This window comes from Streptomyces monashensis (assembly GCF_001866665.1).
Lineage (GTDB): Bacteria > Actinomycetota > Actinomycetes > Streptomycetales > Streptomycetaceae > Streptomyces > Streptomyces monashensis.
This window is the reverse complement of record NZ_MLYO01000013.1, coordinates 1-25,405: the sequence shown is the minus strand read 5'-3', so window position 1 is coordinate 25,405 and position 25,405 is coordinate 1. Positions and strand designations below refer to the sequence as shown.

Below are 25,405 nucleotides of genomic sequence, written 5' to 3'. Positions count from 1 at the left end.
TTCCATGAGCCCCGTCGCATCCCCCATGCTATGCCAATGGACCAGTGAATCGGCGAACACTTGAGCCAGTGACCCCGGTGATGCTCTCATGGGGACGTCGATGGCGCTGCGGATCCCCCGCGGCGCCTTTTCCGTGCCGGTGTTCCCTGGGGAGGGCAGCAGTGCTGAAGAGGATGTTCGTGGCGCCGGACCCGGGTCGGGCTCGGTTGCGCTTCGCCGCGCGAGCCGTCCTCGGCATCGGCCTGGCTGTCGTCGTCTGCTTCGCCGCCGGACACTCCCTCGTCGGCGCGGTCACCGGCGGCCTCGCCGCGCTGCTCGCGCTGTTCACCGTGGCCGACGCGACCGTGCGAGGGCAGGCGGTCACCACCGCGTTGCTGCCCGTCGTGGGCGTGCCGGTGCTCGCCGCGGCGGCCGAGCTGCACGCTTTCCCCGTCGCGCGCGACGGGGCCTTCCTGGCCGTCGTCGGCGCCGGGGTGTACGCGCGCCGCTGGGGGCCTCGCGGGCACAGCCTCGGCGTGTTCGCCTTCATGACCTTCTTCGTGGCCCAGTTCGTGCACGCCACCCCGGAGAAGCTGCCCGAGCTGTACGCCGCCGTCCTGCTGTCCGTGCTGAGCGCGGCCGTGGTGCGCTTCGGGCTGTGGTGCTACGAGCGCCGGCTGCCCCCGGCCGCCGCACCGTCCGCACCGTCCGGGCCGTCAGGGACCGGCCTCGCCCGGGTGACCACGCGGCAGGCGGTCCAGGCGACCGCGGGCGCGGGTTTCGCGCTGGTCGTGGGCCAGCTGGTGTCGGAACAGCGCTGGTACTGGGCCGTCGGCGCCACCTGGTGGGTCTTCGTCAACACCGCCTCGCGCGGCGAGACGCTGGTGCGCGGCTTCCGCCGCGTCCTCGGCACGCTGATCGGCATCGGCCTGGGCTTCCTCGTCGCCGTCCCCGTACACGGCGCGCCCGTCCCGACCGCCGTCCTCGTCACGATCGCCGTCTTCGGCATCTTCTACTCGGCCGCCGTCTCCTACACCTGGATGATGCTCTGGGTGACCGTGCTCGCCGAGTCCCTCTACGGCCTGCTCGGCGTCCTCAGCCCCGGGCTGCTCGGCCTGCGCCTGGTCGAGACCGGTGTCGGCGCGCTCGGCGCCGTACTCGCCGTGGTGTTCGTCCTGCCGGTCACCACCCACGCCGTCACCGACGGCTGGATCCAGCGTGCCCTGCGCTGCGTCCACGCCTGCACCGCCGAGGCCGCCGACCGGCTCGCGGGCTCCGCGACGGCCGACCCGGCGCCGCGCGTGGCCGAACTGGAGCAGCTGCTCGGCCGGGTCCGGCTCGCGGTCGCCCCGCTGGTGCACCCGCTGAACCCGATGCCGGCCCGCAAGGAACGCGCCCGCCGTGTCCTCGCGCTCCTCGACGACTGCGTCCGCGAGGTGCGCGGCCTCGTGACGGTCGCGGCCGACCCCGAGGCCTCGCACGACGCCCGGCTGGCCGCCGCCTGCTGGCGGGTGGAGGCCGCCGTCGAGGCGCTCACGGCGGGCGGCCCGGAGCCGGTGCGCGGCCGCACCGCACCGTCCGTCGAGTCCGCCCAGGCTCACCCGCCCGCCCTGGCCCATCTGCACGGCCTGGAGCGTGCCCTCGCCGATCTCGCCGAGCCCCTGCGGGCACCGTCGGGCTCGCGGCTGGTGGGCGCCTGAGCCGGCGCCGCGACCCGGGGACGCGCCCCGTGTCTCTTGGTCTAGACCCTGCCTGATCGACTGCTACCGTCGGCCCCGGACCGGCTCCACCGGGAGGACCGAGAGGGGACAGCGGTGGCACAGGACGGCAGCTCCGGCGGGCACCGGGCGTTCATCGGCTCGTTCACGGCGGCGGGCGGCCCCGGACTGGTGACCGCGACCGTCGCGCCGGACGGCGGCGCCCTCACGCTCGGCGCCACCGCCGCCGACGTCCGCGACCCCTCGTATCTGGCCCTCTCGCCCGACGGCGACACGCTCTACGCGGTCAGCGAGACGGCCGAGGGCGCTGTCGCCGCCTTCCGGGTCGGCGGCGAGCGGCCGGAACTCGCCGGACCACCCGTGCCGGTGGACGGCAGCGGCCCCACCCACCTCGGCCTGTACGACGGCCACGTACTGACCGCCAACTACGGCTCCGGCAGCGTCACCGCCGTACCCCTGCGCCCGGACGGCACCCTCGCCGCCAAGGCCTCCGGACTCCTCCAGCACACCGGCTCCGGCCCGCACGACCGGCGCCAGCGCGGCCCCCATGCCCACCAGGTCCAGTCCGACCCGAGCGGCCGGTGGGCCGTCAGCACCGACCTCGGCACGGACTCGGTACGGGTGTGCGCCCTCGCGGCCGGCGTCCCCGTCCTGCACCGCGAGATCGCCCTGCGCCCCGGCGCCGGCCCCCGTCATCTGGCCTTCCATCCGGGGGGCCGGCACGCCTACGTCGTCAACGAACTCACCCCGACGGTGACCGTCTGCCGCTGGGACGCCGTCGGCGGCTCCCTGAAGCCGCTGACCGAGGTCCCCGTGCTGCCCGGTGCCCCGGCGGGCGACGCCTACCCGTCCGGCATCGCGGTCTCGCCCGACGGCCGCTTCGTGTGGACCGCGACCCGCGGCGAGGACGTCCTGTCGGTCCTCGCCGTCGAGGGCGACGCGCTGCGGCTCGTCGGCGCGGTGACCTGCGGCGGGAACTGGCCGCGCGCGCTCGCCGAGCACGCCGGCTTCCTCTACGTGGCCAACGAGCGCTCCGGCGACGTCACCTGGTTCGCCGTGGACGAGGCGACGGGGCTGCCCCGCTACGACGGCTCGGTGCCGGTGCCCGCGGCCTCCTGCGTCGTCTTCGGCTGAGCCGTCCGCAGGCGCCGGCCGAGCCGTCGCGAGGCAGCGCGAAGGGCCCGCTCCCGGGGTGCGGAGCGGGCCCTTCGTCGTGCGGATGCCGGGCCGGTGCCGGCGTGGGATCAGCGGACCGGCGTGCCCTGCGGCTGCTGCGGGGCGATGCCGAGCGCGGTCGTGTACTTGGCGAGGGCGAGCTTGCCGATCGCCGGGTACGCGCCCAGCGACTCGGCCGTGGCGCAGCCCGCCTCCTCGGCGGCGGCCGCGAGCAGCCCCGCGTCGATCTCCGGACCGATCAGGTACGGGGCGAGGGCCAGCTGCTGCGAGCCGGACGAGCGGAGCTGCTCGGCGACGGAGGAGATCGAACCCTCCTGGTCCAGGGCCGCCGCCATCACCGGCACGGCCAGGCGCGCGGCGAGCAGCATGCCGGTGATCCCGGCCGCCTGCACCGCCTCGTCGCCGCCCACGGACGCCAGGATGATGCCGTCCGCGGCGGTGGCCACGGTGAACAGCCGGGCGCGGTCGGCGCGGGCCAGGCCCGCCTCGGACAGCCGCACGTGCAGCGCCTCGGCGAGCAGCGGGTGCGGTCCGAGGGCGTCGGTCAGATCGGCGGCGACGCGGCTGTCCATCACGGACTGGCGGATCTGACGCAGCAGGGCGCTGTCCGGACCGGCCAGCAGCGGTACGACGACGGCGACCGGGCCGTCGGGCTCCTTGATCCCCTCGACACCGGCGGCGACGGCCTGCTCGTAGCGGGCCGCGCGCTCCTCGGCGGCGTACGCCAGCACGGAGCGGAGCGTGGGGAACTCGGCGTCGTCCCCGTCCAGGTACCCGATCCGGGCGTCCAGGCCGGGCAGCTCGGAGCGGGCGATGCTCACGACCTCCTCGGCGAGGCCGCGGGTCGCGGTGCTGGGCGCGCCGGGCACCGCGAGGACGAGCGCGGGCGCGCCCTCGGGAGCCGCCAGCGGTTCCGGTCGGCGGTGCCGTCCGGGCTGACGGGGTCGCGGCATTCGTACTGGCAGGCCGGACGCGGGTCCAGTGGGGGAGCTCATGGCGCCGCATGTTACTGGCTTCGGGGGCTCCTCCGTTCGGGGAGGGTGCAGGTGAGCGGTATCCGTCCTGTTTTGTCTGATGAGTTACGTACCGTGGACACGTGTTCCGGGCACGTGCCGGGAACATGAGCCGACAGGGCGAACAATCCGCTTTTACGGCGATATCGACCTGGTGGTCCGTCCGTTCGCTCAACCCCCTTGCCGGGGGACCACGTAGAGCATCGCCGGTTCACCCGGCAGAGTGAGCCGACCCGCCGCGAGGACGGCCGCGATGCGTACCGAGCCGTGCAGGGGATCGCCCTCGGCCGGCACCTGCCGGGCGTGCGGCAGCCTGCTCGCCAGCTCCTCGCGCAGCGGTCCGAGGAGGGGCTCGCCCATGCGGAACAGGCCGCCGGTGAGCGCCACTTCGGGCGCCCCGTCCGCCGGGCACACCGCCGCGGCGGAGTCGGCCATGTGCCGCGCCGCCGCACGCAGGATGTCCGCGGCCACCGGGTCGTGCGCGGCACACGCGGCCACCCCGGGCGCGAAGGAGGCCAGCACGGCGGGCCGGTCGGCGCGCGGGTAGAGCCTGCCCGGCAGTTCGCGCACCGGGCCGAACTGTTCCTCCGCACAGGCCAGCAGGGGCGCGGAGCCGCCCTCGCGGCCGTCATGGGCGCGCAGCGCCGCCTCCAGGCCGGCCCGGCCGATCCAGGCGCCGCTGCCGCAGTCGCCGAGGAGGTGCCCCCAGCCGTCGGCCCGCCGCCACCGCGCGAGGTCGGTGCCGACCGCGATCAGCCCGGTGCCCGCGGCGAGCACCGCGCCCGGCCGCGGCCCGAGGGCGCCGACGTAGGCGGTGACGGCGTCGGCGGCGAGCGCCACCCGCCGCACCCCCAGCTCCCGGGCCAGGGCGTCCGGCAGCTCGGCGCGCAGGGCGTCGCCCAGCGTGGCGAATCCGGTGGCGCCGACGACGGCCGTGTCCAGCCCGTCCACGCCGGCCTCAGCGGCCGCCGCGCGGGCCAGGGGGAGGAGCTGCGCCAGCAGATGCGCCGGATCGATGCCCCGGGCGCCCGTGCGGACGGGGTCCCGTGACTCCCGCCGGGCAGCGGGCGCCCGCCCCGGGACGCCGACCGCGACCCGGAGACCGGAGCCCCCGGAGTCGACCGCCAGATATCCGGGGACGGTCACGGCAGACGCCAGTCCACCGGCTGTCCGCCCTGCTGGACCAGCAGGTCGTTGACCCGGCTGAAGGGGCGCGAACCGAAGAACCCGCGGTCAGCCGACATCGGCGAGGGATGCGCGGACTCCACCGCCGGCAGGCTGCCCAGCAGCGGGCGCAGATTGCGCGCGTCCCGGCCCCAGAGCACCGACACCAGCGGTGTGCCGCGCGCCGCCAGCGACCGTATCGCCTGCTCGGTCACCTCCTCCCAGCCCTTGCCGCGGTGGGCGCCCGGGCTGCGCGGAGCCGTGGTCAGTGCCCTGTTGAGAAGCAGGACGCCCTGGTGCGTCCACGGGGTCAGGTCGCCGTTGGACGGCTGGGGCAGGCCCAGGTCGGTGTTCAGCTCGCGGAAGATGTTGATCAGGCTCGGCGGCAGCGGGCGTACCTCGGGGGCGACCGAGAACGACAGGCCCACCGCGTGCCCGGGGGTCGGATACGGGTCCTGACCGACGATCAGGACCCGTACGTCGTCGAAGGGTTGCTGGAACGCTCGCAGGACGTTGGATCCGGCCGGGAGATAGGTGCGTCCCCCGGCGATCTCCGCGCGCAGGAAGTCGCCCATCTGCGCGATCCGCCCGGCGACGGGTTCCAGGGCCTTCGCCCAGCCTGGTTCGACGATTTCATGCAAGGGTCGTGGTGCCACGGGCGTCACCCTACTGCCGTACACGGGCCCGTGATCAACCGATGGCCGGAGCCCGACGCCCACGCCCACGCCCGCGCTCCGGCCGCGCACGCGCGCGTGTGCGTCGCGTGTGTGAGGTGTCAGCCGATCACCGCCGCGCGCACGCACAGCACGTCCGGCAGGTGCGAGGCCAGCTGCTGCCAGCTGTCGCCGTCGTCGGACGAGGCGAACACCTCGCCGTTGCGGTTGCCGAAGTACACACCGGCCGGGTCGGCGTCGTCCGTGCACAGGGCGTCCCGCAGGACCGTGCCGTAGTGGTCCTCCGGCGGCAGCCCCGCGGCCAGCGGCTCCCAGGAGCGGCCCGCGTCCGTGGTGCGGAAGACCCGGCAGCGGTGCTCGGCGGGCACCCGGTCCGCGTCGGCGTTGATCGGGAACACGTACGCCGTGTCGCCCCGGCGGGGGTGCGTGGCCACCGCGAAGCCGAACGTGGACGGCAGGTCCGCGCCGATGTCGGTCCAGTGCCCGCCCGCGTCGTCGCTGCGGTAGACTCCCCAGTGGTTCTGCAGATACAGCCGGTCCGGGTCGGCCGCGTCCTTGGCGATCTTGTGCACGCACTGGCCGAACTCCGGGTTCGGATCCGGCAGGAACACCGCGGACACACCGGAGTTGGACGGCTCCCAGCTGGCGCCGCCGTCCGTCGTGCGGAACACCCCGGCCGTCGACACGGCCACGGTCACCGCCTTCGGGTCGCGGGCGTCGGTGACCACCGTGTGCAGACCCTCACCGCCGCCGCCCGGCACCCACTGCGCGCGCGTCGGATGCTCCCACAGCGGCCGGACCAGCTCGAAGCTCTCGCCGCGGTCCGCCGAGCGGTACAGCGCCGCGGGCTCGGTGCCCGCGTAGACCACGCCGGGCTCGGCCGCGGCCGGATGCAGCTGCCAGACGCGCTCCAGCGAGGCGCCGGTGTCCTTGGGGAACTTGACGGCCGGTCGCTCGGGCTCGGTCCAGCTGCGGCCGAGGTCGTCGGAGTGGAAGACCGACGGCCCCCAGTGCGCACTGTCACCGCCCGCCAGCAGCCGAGGCCGGCCCTCCCGGGTGTCGATGGCGACCGAGTAGATCGCCTGTGCGTTGAAGTACGGGCCGTCGTCGAACTCCCAGCTGCCGCCGCCTTGTCGCCGCCCGATGAACAGACCTTTTCGGGTGCCCACCGCCAGTAGAACGTCGGTCATGCCGATCACCTCCGGGACGCCGTTGTCCGGGTAGTCGTCAGATATCGGCCAGTCTGCACCCCACCACTGACACTCTCCCCCCGACCGGGCGTCGGCGCAGGTCACGGCGGTGTCGTCGGTCTGCGGCGAGGATCGGCCGGATGCGTTCCGGCATGTGCCTGCGCGAACCGGGTGTCTCGTGCGACCGTCGAGGAGACGGCTCGTCGTGAGCAACGGAGCGATCTCCCACGTATGGGAGGGCGGTCCGGCCGGTCGGTGCGCTCGTGAGGAGGATGCCTTTGAAGGCGTTCCGTGGTCCCAAGGTGTGGCTCTGGCGCTGGCGGCGCAACCCGCTCAAACGCCGGGCCGACGTGGTGGAGGCCTGGGTGGTGCTCGGGACCTGGCTGCTGACCGTCGTCGCCGGGGTGCTGGCCGGTCTCGCGGGCGCCGGGGCGGTGGAGCACGGACTCGCCCGGGAGCGCGCCGAGTGGCAGCCCGTCGTGGCCCGTGTCGTCGGACGCGCCGGGCAGACCTCGCCCCCGCACGGCCACGCCGCCGCGGCGGCTCGGGTGTGGGCCGAGGTGCGCTGGACGGTCGCCGACGGCACCGCTCACACCGGGCAGGTCAGGGTGGAGTTCGGCAGCAAGGCCGGTACGCCGGTCACCGTCTGGACCGATCCCCAGGGCCGTCTCGTCGGCCGCCCCACCTCCGCCTCCGAGGCCGCTTTGCGGGGCACCCTCGTCGGCGGGCTGGTGGGCATGAGCGCCGCGGCGGTGCCCTTCGTCGGCGGCCTGGCCCTGCGCGGCCGGCTCGAGCGCCGCCGGATGAACGCCTGGGACACCGAATGGGCACGGCTCGGCCCGCAGTGGGGGCGGATGGTCTGACCACCACACCCACTCCAGCCACCACAACACCCCCTGCAACGCCCGTCCCAACACCTCCTGCACCGCCCGTCACATCACTCGCTGCATCACCATCAGCATCTCCCGGCAGGCGCGCAGCAGTGCCTCGTCCTTCGGTACGCCCCGGCGGCAGGACGTGCCCGCGCGGGCCAGATGGCGGCGTGGGGCGGCCAGTTCCGCCGTGACCAGGTCCCGTAGCGGGGACGCGGCCGGGCCCATCGTGGTCAGGCAGTGGGCGATCGTGCCGCGGGTGCGCACGTCGTCCGTCCAGGCCGCCCGGAAGACGGGGAGCACGGGCTCCGGATCCGCGGCGATGTGCCACAGCGCGCACGCTGCCGACGTCCGCTGACGTGTCCGGCCCGACCGGGCGGCGCGGCGCAGTGCGGGCACGGCGGGCCGTGCGGCCGGGCCGAGTCTGCCCAGCCGGAGGGCGGCCACGCACCGGCCGGCCGGGTCGCCCTCGGTCAACTCCCGCAGCAGGACCGGGAGTACGGCGGCGCTGTCCCCGTGCGCCGACCAGAGCGCCCCGGCCGCCGCGGCCGCGTGGCGCGTGGACAGGAGCGCGTGGAGAAGCGGGACCGCCTGCGCCGTGGCTCCCAGAGTCTCGAGCGTCGCGATCACCTGAGGCGCGAGCGCGTCCCGTGTCCCCAGGGCGTCGGGGGTGTCCGACAGCAGCCGTAACACCTCCGGGACCGCCTCCGCGTCCCCCGCGGCTCGCACCGCCGCCAGCAGCGGCGCGGCGAGCCGGGCGGCAGACGGGGAGGACAGGGGGACCCGGCCGAGCCGGTGCCGTACCGCCGGGGCGAGCGGGGCCGCGGCGGCGCCCAGGTGGGCCAGTTCGAACCCCAGGTCCATGGGCGCGGCCGGGCCCGCCAGGAGCCGGGCCAGGGCCGGGACCGCGCGGGGATCGCCGCTCCTGGCCAGCGCCTTGAGCGGGCCGCCGAGCACGGGGGAGCCGCGCTCCCAGCGGTGTGTCCACAGGTCGGGCCGGGCGCACACCAGCGCGTGCAGGGCGTCGGCCGCGGGCGCCGCCAGCACGAACAGCTCCGCCAGGACCGCGACCGCCGCGTCCCGTAACCGGTCCTGTTCCGCGCCCAGTTGGCGGCCCAGCAGCGCCACGGTCGCCGTGTGGTCGCCGCGCCAGCCGCGCAACAGGGCCGCGGCCAGCCAGACGGCGTTGCACCGGTCCACCGGGTCCGCGCTGGTCAACTGCCCGGACAGCAGGGTGCTGCGGTCCGCCACGCGGTCGCCGAGCGCGGTGTGCAGGGTGCGCAGCAGACGGGCCCCCTCCTCGTCCGAGGGACGCAGTCGCCGCAGCCGCCCCACGAGCGTGTCGGCCGCGGGCTGCTCGGCGGCGCCTGCGCGACGCGCGGACCGCTCCCGCAGCAGCCGGACCGCCGTCGGCACCAGGCCGGCCGGAAGCCGGTCGGGCGCGGCGAGCGCGAGCTGTCCGAGGGCGGCCAGCCGCAGCCCCGCGTCGTGCGGCGGCGCGCTCAGCTCGGCCAGGAGGTCCACCGCTGCGGCGGCGTGCGCGGGGTGCCCGCGGGCGAACAGGCCGAGCGCCTCGGTGAGGGCGAGCAGGACGCGGTCGTCCCGCTCGGCGCGCAGCCGCCGCCGTAACACCTCCAGGGTCCGCGCGGGCTCGGTCAGGAACCGCACGAGGGCCCCGGCCGCCGCCGCGCGCAGCGCCGGGTCCGGGTCCGCGGCGAGCGGGACGAAGTCCTCCGCGCCCGCCCGCACCGCGTCCCACGCGCGCGTGTCGCCGTCCGCGGCCTTCGTGCCGACGCCGATCAGCAGTTCCACGATGCCGGCCCGGTCCGGGACTTCCGCGCGGGCCGCGAGCGAGAACAGGAAGGGGACGCAGGCCGGCGTCGCGTCGTACACCCCGTCCTCGTGGCGCAGCGCGCCGTACATCCCGTCGAGCGCGGTCGCCCGCTCGGCGTCGTCCGTGGAGGCCAGCGCCCGCAACCATCCGGGCACGTCCCGCGCGCTGCCGTGGGCGTGCCGCAGCGAGGCCCAGTCGACCTCGTCGATCCCCGTGAACACGTAGTCCTCCCCCAGGCGAGTGCCACCTGATCGCGAGTGTGCACCACGGCACTGACAACGGTCCGCAGTCACGGCCTGACTGTGTGCGATCCGTCGGCTGTCACCGGCCACACGCGCGCGTGGCCCGCACTCGCCCGGAGGGAGGGGTCAGTTCAGGCCGGGCAGAGCCCGTTCCAGGATCGCGTCGAGGCCGGTCCCGGCGGACAGCGTGCCGAACGCGTGCCCCCAGTCGCCGCCCAGCCTGCTCGCGCAGAAGGCGTCCGCGACCGGCTGCGGGGCGTACCGGACCAGCAGCGAGGCCTGCAGGGCGAGGGCCATCCGCTCGACCAGCCGGCGGGCGCCCACCTGGTCGGTCTCGGCCAACTGGTCCTTCAGCCCGGCCACCGTGGCGTCGAGCCGGGCGTCCGCCCCGCGCGCGAGGGCGAGTTCGGCGAACAGCGCCTGCGCGGAGTCCGGTTCGCGGCCGAGGGCGCGCAGCACGTCGAGCGCGTTGACGTTGCCCGAGCCCTCCCAGATCGACAGCAGCGGGGCCTCCCGGTAGTGCCGGGGCATGCCGGAGTCCTCCACGTATCCGTTGCCGCCCAGGCATTCCAGGGCCTCCGCGGTGAACGCGGGGCCGCGCTTGGTGACCCAGTACTTGCCCACGGCGGTGGCGATCCGCCGGAAGGACCGCTCCCCGGCGTCCCCGCGCACCGCGCGGTCGGCCGCGCCGGCCAGCCGCAGCGTGAGCGTCGTCGCCGCCTCCGACTCCAGCGCCAGATCGGCCAGGACGTTGCGCATCAGCGGCTGGTCGAGGAGCCGGGCGCCGAACGCGCTGCGGTACCGGGCGTGATGGCCCGCCTCGACCAGCGTCTTGCGCATCAGGGTCGCCGTGGACATCACACAGTCCAGCCGGGTGCAGTTGACCATCTCGATGATGGTCTTCACCCCGCGCCCCTCCGGCCCCACCAGCCAGGCCACCGTCCGGTCGAACTCCGGCTCGGAGGACGCGTTGGAGCGGTTGCCCAGCTTGTCCTTCAGCCGCTGGATGCGGAACGTGTTGCGGGTGCCGTCCGGCAGGATCCGCGGGACCAGGAAGCAGGACAGGCCGCCCGGGGCCTGCGCGAGCACCAGGAACACGTCGCACATCGGCGCCGACGTGAACCACTTGTGCCCGCGCAGGGTGTACACGCCCGGCTCGCCGGTGGGCGTGGCCGTCGTGGTGTTCGTGCGGACGTCCGAGCCGCCCTGCTTCTCGGTCATGCCCATACCGGCGAGCAGACCCGGCTTCTCGGCCGGCACGCGCAGCTCCGGGTCGTACTCCCGGCTGGTGAGCAGCGGTTCGTAGAGCTTGGCGAGGTCGGGCTGGGCGCGCAGGGCGGGGACGGCGGCGTACGTCATCGACGTCGGGCAGCCGTGCCCGGCCTCCGTGTGCCCCCAGACCAGCCCGCCCGCGCTGCGGGCCACATGGGCGCCGGGCCGCTCGTCCGCCCACGGGGCGCCGGCCAGGCCCTCGGCGACCGCCGTGCGCATCAGGTGGTGCCAGCTGGGGTGGAAGTCGACCTCGTCGATCCGGTGGCCGTAGCGGTCGTGGGTGCGCAGCTCGGGCTCGTGCCGGTTGGCCAGCTCGCCCCACTCCTGCGCCTCCGCGCTCCCGGCGCGCGCCCCCAGCCGCCGGAGGTCCTCCTCGGCCCACCCGGCACCCTCCCGGCGCAGCCCCTCCAGCAGGGCGCGGTCGTCGGAGGCGTCGTACGGGGCCAGCGGCGGGGCCTGGTTGGTGACGTCGTGCGTGACGTACGGCGGCTGAGCCGCAGACTGCGGCCGCTGCTCTGCGGGTATGGAGACCATAACGTCATGTTGCACTCTTCCTGCGGCTGTAGCAATGACGCAACAGTGGGGGCGCACGTAGAGTACGTGCCCATGCGCATGAACGTCCCGCCCGAGCCGGAGGAGGCGGACCTGCGGCCGCTGTCCGCGCGGTCGGCCGTGCTGAGCCTCCTGCTCGGCGCACACCCGCCAGAGCTGCCGGTCAGGGACCTGGTCCGGCTGGTGGAGCCGTTCGGCGTGGGCGGCTCCGCGCTGCGCGCCGCGCTCAGCCGGATGGTGGCCGCCGGGGATCTGCGGCGCACGGACGGCGTGTACCGGCTCAGCGACCGGCTGCTGGCCCGCCAGCGCCGCCAGGACGAGGCACTGCGCCCCGGCACGCGTGCGTGGGACGGCGACTGGGAGATGGTGGTGATCACGGCGACCGGTCGCGGTCCCGCGGAACGCGCCGACCTGCGCGCCCGGTTGACCGCCCTGCGCCTGGCCGAACTCCGCGAGGGCGTGTGGCTGCGCCCGGCCAACCTCGACCGCCCGCTGCCGGCCGAGCTGCGCCGCGTCGCCCTCACGTACGCCGCCCGCCCCGACGACCCCACCCCCGAACTGGCGGCCCGGCTCTGGCCGTTGGCCGCCTGGGCCGCCACCGCGCGGACGCTGCTCGCGCACACGGCGGCCGGCCGCGGCCCGGCGGACCGCTTCACGGCCTGCGCGGCGGCCGTTCGCCACCTGCTCGCCGACCCCGTCCTGCCGCCCGCGCTCCTGCCCGCCGACTGGCCGGGGGAGGCCCTGCGCACGGCCTACGCCGACTACCAGCGGGAACTGTCCGCATCGGTCGGCCGCAGAGAGCGCGCCGCATGACGACGACGGCTCTGGAGAGGTTCCTGCGGGACCGGCTCGAGGAAGAGGAGCGGGTGGCCCGCGACGCGATCGCCGGTGCCCCCGGCGCCGTCTGGGGCGTCGTCGCGGACGAGATCGAGCAGGTGCTCACGTCCCGGGACGGCGGGTCCACGCACACGCCGATGGTGCAGTTCGGCGCCGAGGATCCGGTGAAGCTGCTGACCCACGTGGCCCGGCATGATCCGGCCCGGGTACTGCGCGAACTTCACGCGAAGCGGGGGCTGTTGGCGGAGCATCGGGTGCGGGACGACGGCAGGTGCCGCACCTGCCGCGAGGGCGAGCACCCCCGCCCGCCCTGCACCACCCTGCGCCTGCTCGCGCTGCCCTTCGCCGGGCATCCCGGATACGACGACCTCTGGCGCCCCTAGGACCCGTCCGACCGTACGCGCCGGGATCGTTCGCGGGTGCGGGCGTGACACGGGGAAGGGGCGGCGCCCGCCAGGTCGTCGTCGGCGCCCGTGGCGTGGAACTCCTCGGCACTGCTGCCGACTCCGCCATTGGCTCCCGTTGCCTCCTCGGCTCCCCGTCCGCCGTTCGCCAGGCCGAGCCGGATCTGCTCCTCCTCGACGATCAGGCGTCCCAGGTCCGAGTCCGACACGTCGACGGCGTCCGGGGTCGCCTCCGCGAGCGCGCTCCGGCGGGCGTAGATGTCGAACAGGCGGGCCTTCAGATTCGAGGCGCTGTGCGAGCACGCCGGCCGTGCCGACGGCACGCCGCGCCTCCGGCCCGGCCTCCACCAGCACCTGAAGCGCCCTCACGAGCGCCGTCGTGCGCGGCTGCGGCCGGTCGACGCCGAGGTGTACGGCGACGGTCTCCCGTACGGCGTCGGCGAGCCGGCGCGCGGCCGCGACGAACTGGCCGGCGGTCCGCTCGCCCGCTCCGGGGATCCGCCGCAACCGGTAGGGACCGGCGTCGAGCACCTGACGCACCGTGCGCAGCCCGCTGTCGTCCCCCTCGCCGAGCCGCACCCGTCCGCCGGTGGCGTCCTGGAGCCGGGCCACGGGCAGGGCGTCGAGCGCCTCCTCCACCGCCGCGTCCTCGATCGGCCTCAGCGCCGCCCGCGCCGCCTCGACGGCCTTGTCGTGGTCGTAGCCCGGCGACCGTGCCGCCTCGTACAGCCGCGCCGCGCGCGACCGCCTCCCGTTCCCCGCGCCCCATCCGCTCTCCCCTCGCCCCCGCATCCTGCCACCGGCCGGTGCGGACCTGGAGGGGACAGAGGTGCGCCGGGGCAGGGTGCCGACGGTGGTGGTCTTCCACGCCGGTGCGCGGCGCGCGGGCACCGGCGGTCTCGTCGCCGTGCAGGCCACTTCGACGCGGTGATCGACTTCGACCGGGCGGTGCGCCGGCGGACCGGCGGCGCACCGCCGGGCTCAGACCGACCGGTGGTACTGCACCGGCACCCGGGTCTCGGCGCCCAGCTCGCGCGCCGCCTGCCGGGCCCACGAGGGGCTGCGCAGCAGCTCGCGGCCGAGCAGGACGGCGTCGGCCTCGCCGTTCGTCAGGATCTTCTCGGCCTGCCCCACCTCGGTGATCAGGCCCACGGCGGCGACGGGCAGCGGCGTCTCGGCCTTCACCCGGGCGGCGAACGGCACCTGGTAGCCCGGCTCGACCGGGATGGTCACGCCGGAGGCGTTGCCGCCCGTGGAGACGTCGAGGAGGTCCACGCCGTGGGCGTGCAGGTCGCGGGCGAAGCGCACGGTGTCCTCCGTGGTCCAGCCGCCGTCCTGGAGCCAGTCGGTGGCCGAGATGCGGAAGAACACCGGCTTGTCCTCGGGCCACACCTCGCGTACGGCGTCGACGACTTCGAGGGCGAAGCGGGTGCGGTTCTCGTACGAGCCGCCGTAGGCGTCGGTGCGGCGGTTGGAGTGCGGCGAGAGGAACTCGTTGACGAGGTAGCCGTGGGCGCCGTGGATCTCGGCGACCTCGAAGCCCGCGTCGAGCGCGCGACGCGCGGCGGTGGCGAACTCACCCACGATCTCGGCGATCTGATCCATCGTCAATTCGGTGGGCACGGGGTGCCGTTCGTCGAAGGCCACCGCGCTCGGTGCGACCGGCTGCCAGCCGTGCGCCTCCGGTCCGACCGGCGCGCCGCCCTTCCAGGGCCGGTCGGTGGAGGCCTTGCGGCCGCCGTGGGCCAGCTGGACGCCGGGTACCGAGCCCTGGGCGGTCAGGAAGCGGGTGATCCGGCGGAAGGCCTCCACCTGGGTGTCGTTCCACAGGCCGAGGTCGTAGGGGGAGATCCGGCCCGTCGGCGAGACGGCGGTGGCCTCGACGATGATCAGGCCGGTGCCGCCCGTGGCGCGGGCCCCGTAGTGCGCGAAGTGCCAGTCGTTCGGGGCGCCGGTGAGCGGTCCCTCCGGGTCGGCCGAGTACTGGCACATCGGGGGCATCCACACCCGGTTGGGGATGGTGACTTCGCGCAGGGTGAAGGGCTCGAAGAGCGCGCTCACGACGGACTCCATTCGTCACGGGACCGTTGGTCGACTCGTACGATAACCCTCGTACTACGAGAGATGTCAAACTATGATGAGTCTCGTACAATGGTCGAGGGGCAAGGACCTGCAGGGATCATGGGACGAAAGGGCTCCGCCGTGACCGACACCGCCGCCACCGGCCGCGCCCTGCCGCACCCGGAGCGGGACGAGATCCGACTGGAGACCGTGCTGCACGCGCTCGCCGACCCGATCCGGCTGCGGATCTTCCGTGAACTCTCCGCCGGTGAGGGCGAGCTGAGCTGCTCGCAGTTCGACCTGCCGGTGACCAAGTCCACCACCACGCACCACTTCCGGGTGCTGCGTGAGAGCGGGGTCATCCGGCAGGTCTACCGGGGCACGGCCAAGATGAACGTCCTGCGCCGGGACGATCTCGACGACCTCTTTCCCGGGCTGCTCGACCGCCTGCTCGCCGCCACCGAGCTACAGATCCGCCGGCTCGGCGGCGGCGCCTGAATCCGGCTCCCCCGCCGAGTCGCCTGCGCCCGAACCCGCCCTCGCCGTACGGTGGTTGAAGAGCAGGTTCAGCACGATCGCGGACAGGCAGCCCGCGCTGATGCCGCTGTTCATCACCGTCTGGAACCAGTCCGGGAACCGCTCGTAGACCGTGGGCACCCCCACCGGCAGCATGCCGATCGCGACCGAGACGGCCACCACGGTCAGGTTGTCGTTGCCCCGGAAGTCCACCCGGGCCAGCGTCCGCAGCCCGCTCGCCGCGACCGTGCCGAACATCACCAGACCGGCGCCGCCCAGCACCGGCGCCGGGATCGCCGCGACCACCGCGCCCAGCTTGGGCAGCAGGCCGAGCAGCACCAGGATCCCGCCGGCCGCCGCGACCACCCAGCGGCTGCGCACCCGGGTCATGCCGACCAGACCCACGTTCTGCGCGTACGCCGTGTACGGAAAGGTGTTGAACACCCCGCCGAGCACGGTCGACAGCCCGTCCGCGCGCAGCCCGTCGGCCAGCGATCGCGGCTCGACCTTCCGCCCGGTCAGCTCACCGACGGCGATCAGGTCACCGGTCGTCTCGGTCATGCTGACCAGTGCCACCACCAGCATCGACACGATCGCGGACACATGGAACACCGGCGTCCCGAAGTGGAACGGCGCGCTGATGCCGACCCAGTCGGCGTCCGCGACCCCGCCGAAGCGGGTGAACCCGAACGGCACCGCGACCGCCAGGCCCACCGCGATACCGATCAGCACGGCGATCCGGGCGAGGAAGGCCGGCGCGAACCGCTGCACGCCGAGCACCACCGCCAGCACGAAGGCCGCCAGCGCCAGGTTCCTCGGCTCGCCGAAGTCCTTCGCCCCGGCGCCGCCGGCGGCCCAGTCGCCCGCCACCGGCAGCAGCGAGACCCCGATGATCAGGATCACCGTGCCGGTCACCAGCGGCGGGAAGAAGCGCAGCAGCCTGCCGAAGACCGGCGCGAGCAACATGATCGCCAGCCCCGCGACGATCACCGCGCCGTAGATCGCGGGCAGTCCGCCGTTCGTCGTCCCGATGAGCACCATCGGTGACACGGCCGCGAACGTACAGCCCTGCATGATCGGCAGCCGTACCCCGAACCGCCAGAGGCCGACGCACTGGATCAGCGTGGCGATGCCGCACACCAGCAGATCGGCGGTGATCAGGTACGCCAGGTCGGCGGGCGACAGCTTCATCGCGCCGCCCACGATCAGCGGTACGGCGACGGCGCCCGCGTACATCGCGAGCACGTGCTGCAACCCGAAGGCGGCCAGCTGCCGTACCGGCGGTATCTCGTCGACGGGGTGCACCTCTGCGGTGGTGGTCATGGGGACTCCAGCGAGCGGCGGGTGGGGAGTGACATCCGAACAGGAGGAGACCGTAAGCGTCTTGAACAGTTTGTTGATTTCCGGTCTGTTGCCGGTGTGTGTCACCTCCGGCCCCCGCCGTCGCGGCACAGCGGAGCAGGCCGGGCTACGCGGTGCCGGCCGCCGTGCGCAGCGCGTCCCAGTCGGCCAGCTTGACCACGCTCCGCCCGAGCCGCGCGCCGAGCGCGGCCTCGGCCCGCTGGATCGCCAGCCAGCCCGGCCACGGCACGGGATCGAACCCGGCCGCCCGCAGCGCCGGCACCGGATCCCCGGGCACCTCCCTGCCGAGCAGCGTGGGCGCGTCCGCGAGCAGCGAGGCGGCCGTCTCCTTCGCGCAGGGCCGGTTGGTGCCGATGACACCTGTTGGGCCGCGCTTGATCCACCCCGCGGCGTACTCGCCGGGAGCGGGCGCGCCGCCCCGCACGATCCGGCCCGCCTCGTGCGGCACGGTGCCGCTCACCGGGTCGAACGGCAGCCCGTCCAGCCGCACTCCGCGATAGCCCACCGACCGCAGCACCAACTGGGCCGACACCTCCTCGTACCGGCCCGTGCCCGTCACCCCGCCCTGCCCGTCCGGTGCCGTCCGCTCGAAGCGCACGGCGCCCACCCGGCCTCCCTCGCCCGCGAGGAGTTCCACCGGCCGCAGGAAGAAACGCAGGCCGATCCGCCGTGCGGCCGGCTCCGGCGCGGGCTCCGCCCAGCCGCGCAGCACCTCCAGATTGCGCCGCGACACCCCGGGCAGCGTGCCGGGGTCGCTCGGCTCCAGCGCCAACTCGTCTGCCCGCACGGTCACTTCGGTGTCGGGCAGGCCGCCCAGCTCGCGCAGCTCCTTGGTGGTGAAGCGGGCCTGCGCGGGGCCGCGCCGCCCCACCACGTGCACCTCGCCGAGCCTGCTCTCCGTCAGCGTGTCGAGAGCCGCCTGCGGAATGTCCGTCGGGTTCAGCTCCGCGGCGCCCCGGACCAGCATCCGCGCGACGTCCACCGCCACGTTGCCCACGCCGATGACCACGGCCGAGCGCACACCGTGCAGAAAGCCCGCGTCGACCGCGTCCGGATGTGCGCTGTACCAGGCCACGAAGTCGGTCGCCGACCAACTGCCCGGCAGTTCCTCGCCGGGGATCCCGAGGTGGCGGTCACCGGCGGCGCCCACGCAGTACACCACCGCGTGGTACAGCTCCCGCAGCCGCTGCACCGGCAGCCCGCCCGGACCGCCCACCCGGACCCCGCCGAGGAATCGCACCCGCTCGTGTTCGAGCACCGCCGCGAGGGCGCCCTGGAGCGACTTGATCTTCTCGTGGTCCGGGGCGACGCCGTACCGGACCAGGCCGTACGGGCACGGCAGCCGGTCCAGGACGTCCACGTGGACCCCGGGATCCCGCTGAACCAGGCTCTGGGCGGTGTAGCACCCGCTCGGGCCCGAACCGACGACGGCGACACGCAGCACAGCGGAACTCCTCGAGGGAAGGAGAGTGTGCGGACGTCATCAGCATGGCACTGCCGGGCCCGGTACGGCAGGGGCCGCCGGGGTGACGTGGACGCGTGTCCGTTCGTATGGAGTGTGATCATGCGGTTACGTTGCATGCGTGCCTGGAGCATCCTTTCTTGATCTTTCTGACCTCAATCTGACTGATCGGGACCCGGAGGACGGTGCGGTGTCCGTGTGGCCCGCGTGGGAGGTGCGGGAACGCGACGGCACCCTGTCCTGGTTCCACGTCCGGCTGGCCTTTCCCGACGGCGCCCGTGTCGACGCGCTGGCCGTCGCCCGCGAGGGACGCGTGTCCATCGAGGACGTCCAGGCCGAACCGGCCCTGTCCCTCGCCGACCTGACAGCCCTCGCGGACTGGCTCAAGGGGCCGCTCTCCGGGGCGTGCGGGGTGGCGGCGGACACGGCGGACCGACGGGCGGACGAGGGTGAGGGGGCGGGTGCGGGTGTGGAGGCGGAAGTGGTCGAGGGGGCGTCCGACTGGGTCGCCCAGGAGGGTGCTCGTGTGGCGGAGGAGTCGTACGAGGTGGGTGTGAACACCACGGCGAGCGAGGGTGGTGAGGCAAACGGGAGGGCCGAGGGCGGCGAGGGCGGTGTGAGTGGCGAGGACGGTGGGGAAGCGGTTGGTGTCTGCGCAACGGCTCGACGTGAGCGGTCGCCCTGGCCGCGCGGTGTCGAGGGGTGTCGGCGCGCGGCCCAGGAGTACCGCGCCGCGCAGGAGGAGGGCGCCGATCCGGTGCTCGCCGTGATGACCGCGACCGGGCGCAGTCGTCGCCGCTCCCTCAAACTGATCGCCCAGGCGCGGGACGCGGGATTCCTGACGGCCCGTCACGCGCGCCGCGGTTGAGGGCGGTTGGCCCTCAGCCCTGCTCCGGCCGGGCCTCCGTGGCGAAGAACCGGGACAGATCCTGCGCCCGCGCCCCGGAGTCCGTCGCGCTCTCCGGCGGCACCCCCATCGACCAGTCGAGCCCGTACCGCTGGAACAGCTCGGCGCGCAGCACCGGCAGCGGCATCGGCGCTCCCGGCATCAGTGCCGCGTACACCGCTCCCATCAACAGGGCCCGCAGCTTCGGATAGTCGGCCGGGACGTCCTCGGAGCCGTACCGGGCGACGGTGTCCCCCAGCAGTTCGCCCAGCCGCTGCTGCTCCGGGCACTGCACGAAGCCCTCCGCCTGCAGCAGGCCGGCCATGTGCTGGCGCATGAGCACGGGGTGATCGCGGGTCAGGCCCAGGATGGCGTCGATGGCCCGGGCCAGCCGCTCCCTGCCGTCCTCGGTGTGCGGCTCGCGCTCCAGCGCCTCCTCCAGCGTGCGGTGCATCAGCCGGTGCACGGCGGACTGCACCAGTTGGCGCTTGCCGGGGAAGTAGTACGACACCAGGCCGCGCGCCGAACCGGCCCGGTCCGCGATGTCGCTCAGCGTGGCGGCCTCGAAGCCGTGCTCGTCGACCATCTCCACCGCCGCCTGCAACAGCCGTTCCCGGGAACGCCGTCGCAACTCTTCATTGACCGAGGCGCTTCGCGGGGACATCCTGTAACTCCTGCGTTGACTGGCTGCCAGCCAACTATACTCAACGCGGGTGGCCCCGCCATGGGTGGGACCGGTCCAGGGCTGCCGTCCGTCTGGGGCGACGCGGGGGATCGTCTCAGACGGACGGTGCGTCAGCTAGCCATTGCTCTCCACGGCCGTCAATACCCTGCTCGGACGGCCGCGCCTCGGTGTCCCGGGGCCAGAGGGCCACTTGGGCCGCAGCGTGACCGGAAGTGCCCTCAGTCCACGAGGTCCAGCACCGGCAGCAGTGCGTCGGGCCGGTCCGTCACCGGCAGATGGTCGACGAAGTGCACCCGGCAGCCGAGCGCGGCCGCACCCCCGTCCGCCTCCTTGCTGTCGCCGACCATCACCACCTGCCGCGGATCGGCGCCCAGGGCCGCGCAGGCCACCGAGAACAGCCGCGGGTCCGGCTTCTGCACCCCGTGTTCGTACGACAGGGCATACGCGTCCACGTGTGCGTCGAGCCCGTGATGGCGGAATACCGGGCGCAGGTCCCAGCCGATGTTGCTGACCACGCCGACCCCGATCCCGCGCTCGCGCAGCGTGCTCAGCACCTCGGCCGCGTCCGGGTACGGGGACCAGGCGGCGGGGGCCATGTGCCGCTCGTAAAGGACGTCGTACAACTCCGGCCAAAGCAGCGGCACTTGTCGGGCCGCGCCGGTGAAGGCGGCCCGGTGCAGCCGCGCGCTCTCGTCCCGCGCCGCCCACAACGCGGCCAGTTCGGCCGGCAGGCCGACCGGCTCCACACCGCTGCCCGGATGCGCGCCGGATGCTTCCAGCGCCCGTGCGGTCTCCAGTAGTTGCGGTTCGGGAAGGTCGCGCCCCGACGCGTCCAGCGTCGCGCGCAGCCAGGATTCGGCGGACTCGATCCGGAACAGGGTCCCGGAGAAGTCGAACAGCACAGCGGTCATGCCGTTGACCTTATCGAGGTTGGTGTCCAGGGGAGTTGAGCCGACCGGCCCGATCCACTCGTGCACCGGCACGGCCGAAGCCACCGCCGACGCCCCGAACAGCCGGCTGCCCAGCACGAGCGTGCGGCAGACGGCGAGGAGCGCCGCGAAGCGCGCCGTACGCGACGGGGGATGGGGGCGGGGACGCGTGGGGCGCATCGTGTGATGTACGCCGGTCGGCGGGGGTCGTGGCCGGATGCCCGCGGCTCTGCGGCGACTCCGTGACGGCACCTACGGCGGCTCCGCGGTGACTCAGCCCAGTGCGCGCAGCCCCGGTACGAGGGCCACCAGTACCGGGAGCACCGGCACCAGCGCGGCCAGCGCCGTCAGGCGGAGCCGGTGCAGGGCGGGGAGCCGGTCCGGGGCGGTGAGCAGGCGGTGCACGCGCTGCGGGACATGGGCCTGCGGGGTGGGGGAGGGGCCGAACACGCCGCGCTCCTCGTTCAGTTCGACCAGGGCCAGAGCGGTCGTCAGCCGGCCGAAGCGCCGGGAGGCCATGTCGTCGGCGGCGAGCTCGACCAGCCGGTGCATCTCGTCGCGGAACGCGGCGAACACCGGCACCTGCGGGAACCCGCCCGCCAGCGCGGCCGAACTGTGCAGCAGCCAGTCGTGCCGGGCCTGCGCGTGACCCTGCTCGTGCGCGAGCAGCGCGTCCAGCTGACGCCCCTTCAGGCGGCGCAGCGCGGCCGTGGTGATGACGAGCCGGGGCGCGGCGCCGGGCAGCCACCAGGCGTCGGGACGCTCGGCCTCCAGCACCACCAGCCGTCCGCCCACCTGCTCCTCGCCGGGCAACAGCGGTGCACGCACGAGGAGTTCGGTACGCCGTGCCCGCCGTCGCGTCCGGGACCGTACGATCTCGCGCACCAACATCGCGAGGCTCCACAGGCCTCCGGAGGCGAGCAGCACGGCGGTGGTCGCGGCCCACGGCCCGGCGGCGCCGAGCGCGTAGGCGTCCACGACCGCGCGCGGCGCCGGGGCGAACACGTTCCCGCGCACGGCCCCCCAGGCCGCGGCCGCACTGAGGGTCATCGACAGTGCGCAGCACAGCAGGACGGCCACCACGACGCACTGCCACACCCAGAGGGCGACGACCGGTTCACGGTCCGCCCAGTCGGCCCGGGCGAGCAGCCGGGGAGCGACGATGGCGGTCACGGCGCCGAGCAGCAACAGTGCCACGGGGACCATCATGGACAGCACCCTATGAGTGCGGGGCCGCTCACCGTACGGGCCGTGACGCCGAAGTGACGCAGACAACGCTCCCGTCGGGTCCGCCGGCTTGCTCGCTCACATCGTGAGCAGCATGGCCACCATCCCGATCCCCATCGACAACCGGCAGGCCCGGGCCAGCTCCGGTCGGTCTCCCCAGCGAGCCGGTCCGGATCCCGGTCCGGCCGCGGCGACCGTGGCCGGCACCAGGCGGGAGCCGGTGCGGAGTACGTACCCCGTGAAGTAGACCAGGAGCGCGCCGGTCAGCACCGGCACGCCGGAGCCGCCGTGCACATGGTGCGCGGCGGGCGGCGCGACGGCCATCGCCGCCGCCATGTAGACCATCGCGAACGTGCCCACCAGGTGGTGCAGATGGTGCGGCGCTGTGCGGGCGGCCCACAGTGCGCGCAGGGCCGCCGCCCCGAACACCGCCGCGTACGCCGGCCACGCCCACCTCGGCGGGGTGTAGGCCGCGGCCGGTACGGCCATCACGGCCATGCCGAAGCCCATCAGCGCCTCGCCGCCGGCGGAGCGGCGCTGCTCCTCGACTCCGCTGCGCATCCGCAGCAGGCAGTAGACCCCCGTCGCCGCGCACAGCGCGACCAGCAGCCAGGCGGCCGGTACCGGTCCGTGCACGCGCACCTCCCCGCTCGACGCTCGGTCGAGGGATGCGATGCCCCGGCCGAACGGGGCGCACGCGAGCGCAAGGGTGTACACGGGGAGCATTCGACGGAGCACAGCAGGTGAGCGGGGGTCCGGCGAATAAATGCTTCACGAGTAAAACACATGCTAAATTAGAGGGTATGAGCAATGCGCCCCCTCGCCGACTTCCCTTCTCCGGAGTGCTCCGCCTCGGGCGGCCCTCCGACATCTGGTTCAAGCCCGCACTGAGCGTGGTCGCCGCCATCGCCCCGCCCAACCTGATCCTGCTGGCGCTCGGCCGCCTTGATCTCGCCATGTACACGATGGCCGGATCCCTGTGCGCGCTCTACGGCCACAACCGGCCCTACGCCGCCCGCGCCCGCGTCCTCGCCTGGGTGGTGGCCGGTATGGTCGGCGGCCTCGCCGTCGCGCTGCTCGCGGCGTCGCTCACCACGAACGCCGTCGTCCTGGTCACCATCGGCGCCGTCATGGCCGCCGTGCAGAAGACCGCGTGCGACGCGACCCGGCTCGGGCCGCCCGCCAACGTGGTCCTCACCTTCATCAGCTCCGCCTCGCTGTTCGCCCCGCAGACCCTCGGCCAGGTCCCCGGACACGTCGCACTGGCCCTGGCGGCGGGCGCCTGGGCCTGGCTGGTCGGCATGGCGCCAGGGCTGCTGCGCCCGCACGGCCCCGAACGGCGCGCCACCGCCCAGGCCCTGAACGCCGCAGCCGCGTACGCCGCCACGGACGGCACCGGCGACGGGCGGGTCACGGCCCGCGCGGCGAGCGCCGCCGCGATCCACGCCGCCTGGCAGTCCCTGCTCGCCGCACGCCCCGACCGGGCCCGCCGCGCCCTCGAGCAGCTCGTGGTGCGCGCCGAGGTCGCCCTCGCCGCCCCCGCCGACAGCGACCCCGCCCGACTGCGCGCCTGGGCCCGGGACCTGGGTGGCACCGGCCGGGTGCCGCGGGTCGCGCCGCCCCGCGAATCCGCCGACGAACTCCTCGGCGTGGACGACGAACTCGCCCTGCGGCCACGGTCGTTGCGGCACCGCCTCGCCCCGTACGCGCCGATCGCCGCACGCACCGCGATCGGCTGCGCCCTCGCCAGCTACGCCGCCCTCGCGCTCGGCGTCGGCCGTCCCTACTGGGCCCTGGTCACGGCGGCCTCCCTCTATCAGGCGAACGTCACGCTCACCTGGAAGCGAGCCGTCCAGCGCGTCGTCGGCAACCTCGTCGGCGTGCTCGCCTTCGCGGCCCTCGCCCCGCTCGCCCATCTCCACCCGGCCGCCCTGGTGCTGTGCTGCCTCGCCCTCAGCTTCGGCGCCGAGGCGCTGATGGGCCGCAACTACTGGCTCGGCAGTGTCTGTGTGACCCCGATGGCGCTGCTCGTCACCGAGTTCGCCCGCAGCCAGGACCCGGGGCGGCTGATGACCGAGCGGGCCCTGGACACCCTCGTCGGCGCGCTGGTCGGCTTCGGCGCGGCGGTCGTCGTCACCAACCGGCGTGCGGGCGACCGCCTCGAACACGCCCTGACCACGGCGGAACGCGCCCGCGAGCACGCCGCCCGGCTGCTGGCCGAACCGCATCCGGCGCCCCGCGCCCTGGAGAGCGCCCGCCGTGCCCTCGCCGCCGCCCTCGCCGACCTGCGCGCCACAGCCGACGCCGCCGCCGGCGAATGGTGGCAGCGCGCCCTGCCCGAGGAGCGGGTCGTGCTCGCCGAGCAGTCCGGACACCGTACGCTCGCGGCGACGGTACGACGTCAGGGGTACGTACCGGGGCAGGACGAGGAGCAGGCCCGGGGCCGGAGGCAGAACCCGGGCCGGGCGACGGAGGACATACGGCCATGACGGCGAGCAACGGCGGACCGGCACCCGCGGACGACACGACCGGGGCGGAGGCGGGCACGGGCGCCGGAGCGGAGACGAGACGGAACGGGGGAGCGGAGCGGACCGGCACGGGCTCCGGCCCGGCTCCCGGCGCCGTCTCCGGATCTGCGGCCGGGAGTGGGACCGACACCGGGACCGGGTCCGAGGCCGGGAGCAGGGCTGAGGCCGAGTCCCGGGCGGGGGTCGGGGCTGACGTCGGGTCCGGCACATCCACCGGCACCGGTAGTGGCACCGGTACCGGTACGGGCACCGGCGGTGGTGCCGGTCCCGGCCCGGGCCCCGGTTCCGGTGTCTCGCCCGGTGACACCGTTGCCGCCGTCGTCCGGCAGTGGCGGGCGGTGCATCCCGAGCTGGACACCGGGCCCATGGAGGTCATCGGGCGGATCAACCGCTGTGCGGCCCTGCTCCAGCAGGCCGAGGACGCGCCCCTGCGCCGGGCCGGGCTCAGCCGCCCGGAGTTCGATCTGCTCGGCGCGCTGCGCCGCACCGGCCACGAGCTGACGCCGGGCGAGCTGGCCCGCGAGACCTTCTCCTCCGGCGCCGCCGTCACCAAGCGGCTCAAGCAGCTGACCGAGCGCGGGCTGGTCGAGCGGCGCGGCGACACCCGTGACCGCCGCGTCGCCCACCTCCGGCTCACCGACACCGGCCGCGAGCTGGTCGACGGCATCCTGCCCGAGCAACTCGCCTACGAGACCGCCGTACTGTCGGTACTCGCCCCCGAGGGCCAAGGCGAACTCGCCGGTCTGCTGGGCGAGTTGCTCGGCCGTCTGGAGGGACGGATGGGGGCGCTGCGCGCCTAGGCCGTGTTTTAGGAAGCGCGGG

General features: G+C 74.6%; 22 protein-coding genes and 2 pseudogenes. 9 read left to right on the top strand and 15 right to left on the bottom strand.

Going from position 1 to position 25,405, the window contains the following annotated elements; translation table 11 throughout:
* The first annotated feature begins 161 nt into the window (after positions 1 to 161).
* Positions 162 to 1,679 (top strand): FUSC family protein, encoded by a 1,518-nt coding sequence (locus BIV23_RS06615; RefSeq protein ID WP_071379799.1) that lies wholly within the window; start codon positions 162 to 164, stop codon positions 1,677 to 1,679.
* A 114-nt stretch (positions 1,680 to 1,793) separates the two neighbouring features.
* Positions 1,794 to 2,831: a lactonase family protein gene (locus BIV23_RS06610; protein ID WP_071379798.1), complete on the top strand. Its 1,038-nt coding sequence runs from the start codon at positions 1,794 to 1,796 to the stop codon at positions 2,829 to 2,831.
* A 110-nt stretch (positions 2,832 to 2,941) separates the two neighbouring features.
* On the opposite strand, the gene BIV23_RS06605 is transcribed toward BIV23_RS06610, so the two are convergent.
* From BIV23_RS06605 to BIV23_RS06590, 4 genes are all read right to left on the bottom strand, one after another.
* Positions 2,942 to 3,868 carry a sirohydrochlorin chelatase gene (locus BIV23_RS06605; RefSeq protein WP_107471097.1) on the bottom strand — a complete coding sequence of 309 codons (927 nt, stop codon included), beginning with the start codon at positions 3,866 to 3,868 and terminating at the stop codon, positions 2,942 to 2,944.
* 189 nt (positions 3,869 to 4,057) lie between these two features.
* A complete protein-coding gene (locus BIV23_RS06600) occupies positions 4,058 to 5,032 on the bottom strand; it encodes an N-acetylglucosamine kinase (RefSeq protein ID WP_071379796.1) in 975 nt (324 codons plus the stop codon).
* A complete protein-coding gene (locus BIV23_RS06595) occupies positions 5,029 to 5,706 on the bottom strand; it encodes a uracil-DNA glycosylase (protein WP_071379795.1) in 678 nt (225 codons plus the stop codon). The genes BIV23_RS06600 and BIV23_RS06595 overlap by 4 nt, the downstream gene beginning before the upstream one ends.
* A gap of 119 nt (positions 5,707 to 5,825) precedes the next feature.
* Positions 5,826 to 6,914, bottom strand: a complete 1,089-nt coding sequence (locus tag BIV23_RS06590; protein ID WP_071379794.1) for a WD40/YVTN/BNR-like repeat-containing protein — start codon at positions 6,912 to 6,914, stop codon at positions 5,826 to 5,828.
* Positions 6,915 to 7,186: 272 nt separating this feature from the next.
* Here BIV23_RS06590 and BIV23_RS06585 point away from each other — a divergent pair, with 272 nt between their 5' ends.
* Positions 7,187 to 7,777 (top strand): Rv1733c family protein, encoded by a 591-nt coding sequence (locus BIV23_RS06585; protein WP_071379793.1) that lies wholly within the window; start codon positions 7,187 to 7,189, stop codon positions 7,775 to 7,777.
* Between the two features lie 69 nt (positions 7,778 to 7,846).
* Here the strand turns inward: BIV23_RS06585 and BIV23_RS06580 are convergent, their stop codons facing one another.
* Complete coding sequence (locus BIV23_RS06580) at positions 7,847 to 9,841, bottom strand: PBS lyase (protein ID WP_071379792.1); 1,995 nt, start codon at positions 9,839 to 9,841, stop codon at positions 7,847 to 7,849.
* 147 nt (positions 9,842 to 9,988) lie between these two features.
* A complete protein-coding gene (locus BIV23_RS06575) occupies positions 9,989 to 11,668 on the bottom strand; it encodes an acyl-CoA dehydrogenase family protein (protein WP_071379791.1) in 1,680 nt (559 codons plus the stop codon).
* A gap of 72 nt (positions 11,669 to 11,740) precedes the next feature.
* Here BIV23_RS06575 and BIV23_RS06570 point away from each other — a divergent pair, with 72 nt between their 5' ends.
* Together BIV23_RS06570 and BIV23_RS50165 are read left to right on the top strand one after the other, a co-directional pair.
* Positions 11,741 to 12,499 (top strand): PaaX family transcriptional regulator C-terminal domain-containing protein, encoded by a 759-nt coding sequence (locus BIV23_RS06570; protein ID WP_071379790.1) that lies wholly within the window; start codon positions 11,741 to 11,743, stop codon positions 12,497 to 12,499.
* Positions 12,496 to 12,906 carry a DUF6221 family protein gene (locus BIV23_RS50165; RefSeq protein ID WP_071379789.1) on the top strand — a complete coding sequence of 137 codons (411 nt, stop codon included), beginning with the start codon at positions 12,496 to 12,498 and terminating at the stop codon, positions 12,904 to 12,906. The genes BIV23_RS06570 and BIV23_RS50165 overlap by 4 nt, the downstream gene beginning before the upstream one ends.
* On the opposite strand, the gene BIV23_RS50160 is transcribed toward BIV23_RS50165, so the two are convergent.
* The 3 genes and pseudogenes from BIV23_RS50160 to BIV23_RS06555 form a co-directional block, all read right to left on the bottom strand.
* Positions 12,903 to 13,250: a hypothetical protein gene (locus BIV23_RS50160; RefSeq protein ID WP_071379788.1), complete on the bottom strand. Its 348-nt coding sequence runs from the start codon at positions 13,248 to 13,250 to the stop codon at positions 12,903 to 12,905. The two genes, BIV23_RS50165 and BIV23_RS50160, sit on opposite strands and share 4 nt — an antisense overlap.
* Positions 13,213 to 13,696 (bottom strand): annotated as a pseudogene (locus tag BIV23_RS51580) (ATP-dependent helicase); the annotation flags it as partial. The gene BIV23_RS50160 and the pseudogene BIV23_RS51580, both read right to left, overlap by 38 nt.
* Before the next feature lie 212 nt (positions 13,697 to 13,908).
* Positions 13,909 to 14,988 (bottom strand): NADH:flavin oxidoreductase/NADH oxidase, encoded by a 1,080-nt coding sequence (locus tag BIV23_RS06555; protein ID WP_071379909.1) that lies wholly within the window; start codon positions 14,986 to 14,988, stop codon positions 13,909 to 13,911.
* Positions 14,989 to 15,108: 120 nt separating this feature from the next.
* Here BIV23_RS06555 and BIV23_RS06550 point away from each other — a divergent pair, with 120 nt between their 5' ends.
* Positions 15,109 to 15,486 carry an ArsR/SmtB family transcription factor gene (locus tag BIV23_RS06550; RefSeq protein WP_245790396.1) on the top strand — a complete coding sequence of 126 codons (378 nt, stop codon included), beginning with the start codon at positions 15,109 to 15,111 and terminating at the stop codon, positions 15,484 to 15,486.
* Here BIV23_RS06550 and BIV23_RS06545 read toward each other — a convergent pair.
* Together BIV23_RS06545 and BIV23_RS06540 are read right to left on the bottom strand one after the other, a co-directional pair.
* Complete coding sequence (locus BIV23_RS06545) at positions 15,454 to 16,827, bottom strand: nucleobase:cation symporter-2 family protein (RefSeq protein ID WP_071379787.1); 1,374 nt, start codon at positions 16,825 to 16,827, stop codon at positions 15,454 to 15,456. The two genes, BIV23_RS06550 and BIV23_RS06545, sit on opposite strands and share 33 nt — an antisense overlap.
* 145 nt (positions 16,828 to 16,972) lie before the next feature.
* Positions 16,973 to 18,310 (bottom strand): FAD-dependent oxidoreductase, encoded by a 1,338-nt coding sequence (locus tag BIV23_RS06540; protein WP_071379786.1) that lies wholly within the window; start codon positions 18,308 to 18,310, stop codon positions 16,973 to 16,975.
* A gap of 139 nt (positions 18,311 to 18,449) precedes the next feature.
* Between BIV23_RS06540 and BIV23_RS06535 the strand changes: the two genes are divergently transcribed.
* On the top strand, positions 18,450 to 19,196 hold the full coding sequence (locus BIV23_RS06535) for a DUF6214 family protein (RefSeq protein ID WP_425443466.1): 747 nt from the start codon (positions 18,450 to 18,452) through the stop codon (positions 19,194 to 19,196).
* A gap of 13 nt (positions 19,197 to 19,209) precedes the next feature.
* On the opposite strand, the gene BIV23_RS06530 is transcribed toward BIV23_RS06535, so the two are convergent.
* From BIV23_RS06530 to BIV23_RS06515, 4 genes are all read right to left on the bottom strand, one after another.
* Positions 19,210 to 19,878: a TetR/AcrR family transcriptional regulator gene (locus tag BIV23_RS06530; RefSeq protein ID WP_071379785.1), complete on the bottom strand. Its 669-nt coding sequence runs from the start codon at positions 19,876 to 19,878 to the stop codon at positions 19,210 to 19,212.
* Between the two features lie 239 nt (positions 19,879 to 20,117).
* Entirely contained in the window at positions 20,118 to 20,810 is a 693-nt protein-coding gene (locus BIV23_RS06525) for an HAD family hydrolase (RefSeq protein WP_071379906.1), read from the bottom strand.
* A 291-nt stretch (positions 20,811 to 21,101) separates the two neighbouring features.
* Entirely contained in the window at positions 21,102 to 22,037 is a 936-nt protein-coding gene (locus BIV23_RS06520; protein WP_071379784.1) for a M56 family metallopeptidase, read from the bottom strand.
* A gap of 96 nt (positions 22,038 to 22,133) precedes the next feature.
* Entirely contained in the window at positions 22,134 to 22,691 is a 558-nt protein-coding gene (locus tag BIV23_RS06515) for a DUF5134 domain-containing protein (RefSeq protein WP_071379905.1), read from the bottom strand.
* A gap of 167 nt (positions 22,692 to 22,858) precedes the next feature.
* Here BIV23_RS06515 and BIV23_RS06510 point away from each other — a divergent pair, with 167 nt between their 5' ends.
* Positions 22,859 to 24,544: an FUSC family protein gene (locus BIV23_RS06510; RefSeq protein ID WP_071379783.1), complete on the top strand. Its 1,686-nt coding sequence runs from the start codon at positions 22,859 to 22,861 to the stop codon at positions 24,542 to 24,544.
* Between the two features lie 278 nt (positions 24,545 to 24,822).
* A pseudogene (locus BIV23_RS06505) lies at positions 24,823 to 25,383 on the top strand (MarR family winged helix-turn-helix transcriptional regulator); the annotation flags it as partial.
* Between the last annotated feature and the right edge of the window lie 22 nt (positions 25,384 to 25,405).

Coding starts and splice junctions, on each gene's coding strand:
- BIV23_RS06530 (WP_071379785.1), bottom strand. CDS start 19,878: ATGTCCCCGCGAAGCGCCTCGGTCAATGAAGAGTTGCGACGGCGTTCC.
- BIV23_RS06545 (WP_071379787.1), bottom strand. CDS start 16,827: ATGACCACCACCGCAGAGGTGCACCCCGTCGACGAGATACCGCCGGTA.
- BIV23_RS06605 (WP_107471097.1), bottom strand. CDS start 3,868: ATGAGCTCCCCCACTGGACCCGCGTCCGGCCTGCCAGTACGAATGCCG.
- BIV23_RS06510 (WP_071379783.1), top strand. CDS start 22,859: ATGAGCAATGCGCCCCCTCGCCGACTTCCCTTCTCCGGAGTGCTCCGC.
- BIV23_RS06570 (WP_071379790.1), top strand. CDS start 11,741: ATGCGCATGAACGTCCCGCCCGAGCCGGAGGAGGCGGACCTGCGGCCG.
- BIV23_RS06520 (WP_071379784.1), bottom strand. CDS start 22,037: ATGATGGTCCCCGTGGCACTGTTGCTGCTCGGCGCCGTGACCGCCATC.
- BIV23_RS06525 (WP_071379906.1), bottom strand. CDS start 20,810: ATGACCGCTGTGCTGTTCGACTTCTCCGGGACCCTGTTCCGGATCGAG.
- BIV23_RS50165 (WP_071379789.1), top strand. CDS start 12,496: ATGACGACGACGGCTCTGGAGAGGTTCCTGCGGGACCGGCTCGAGGAA.
- BIV23_RS06575 (WP_071379791.1), bottom strand. CDS start 11,668: ATGGTCTCCATACCCGCAGAGCAGCGGCCGCAGTCTGCGGCTCAGCCG.
- BIV23_RS06550 (WP_245790396.1), top strand. CDS start 15,109: ATGGGACGAAAGGGCTCCGCCGTGACCGACACCGCCGCCACCGGCCGC.
- BIV23_RS06585 (WP_071379793.1), top strand. CDS start 7,187: ATGCCTTTGAAGGCGTTCCGTGGTCCCAAGGTGTGGCTCTGGCGCTGG.
- BIV23_RS06590 (WP_071379794.1), bottom strand. CDS start 6,914: ATGACCGACGTTCTACTGGCGGTGGGCACCCGAAAAGGTCTGTTCATC.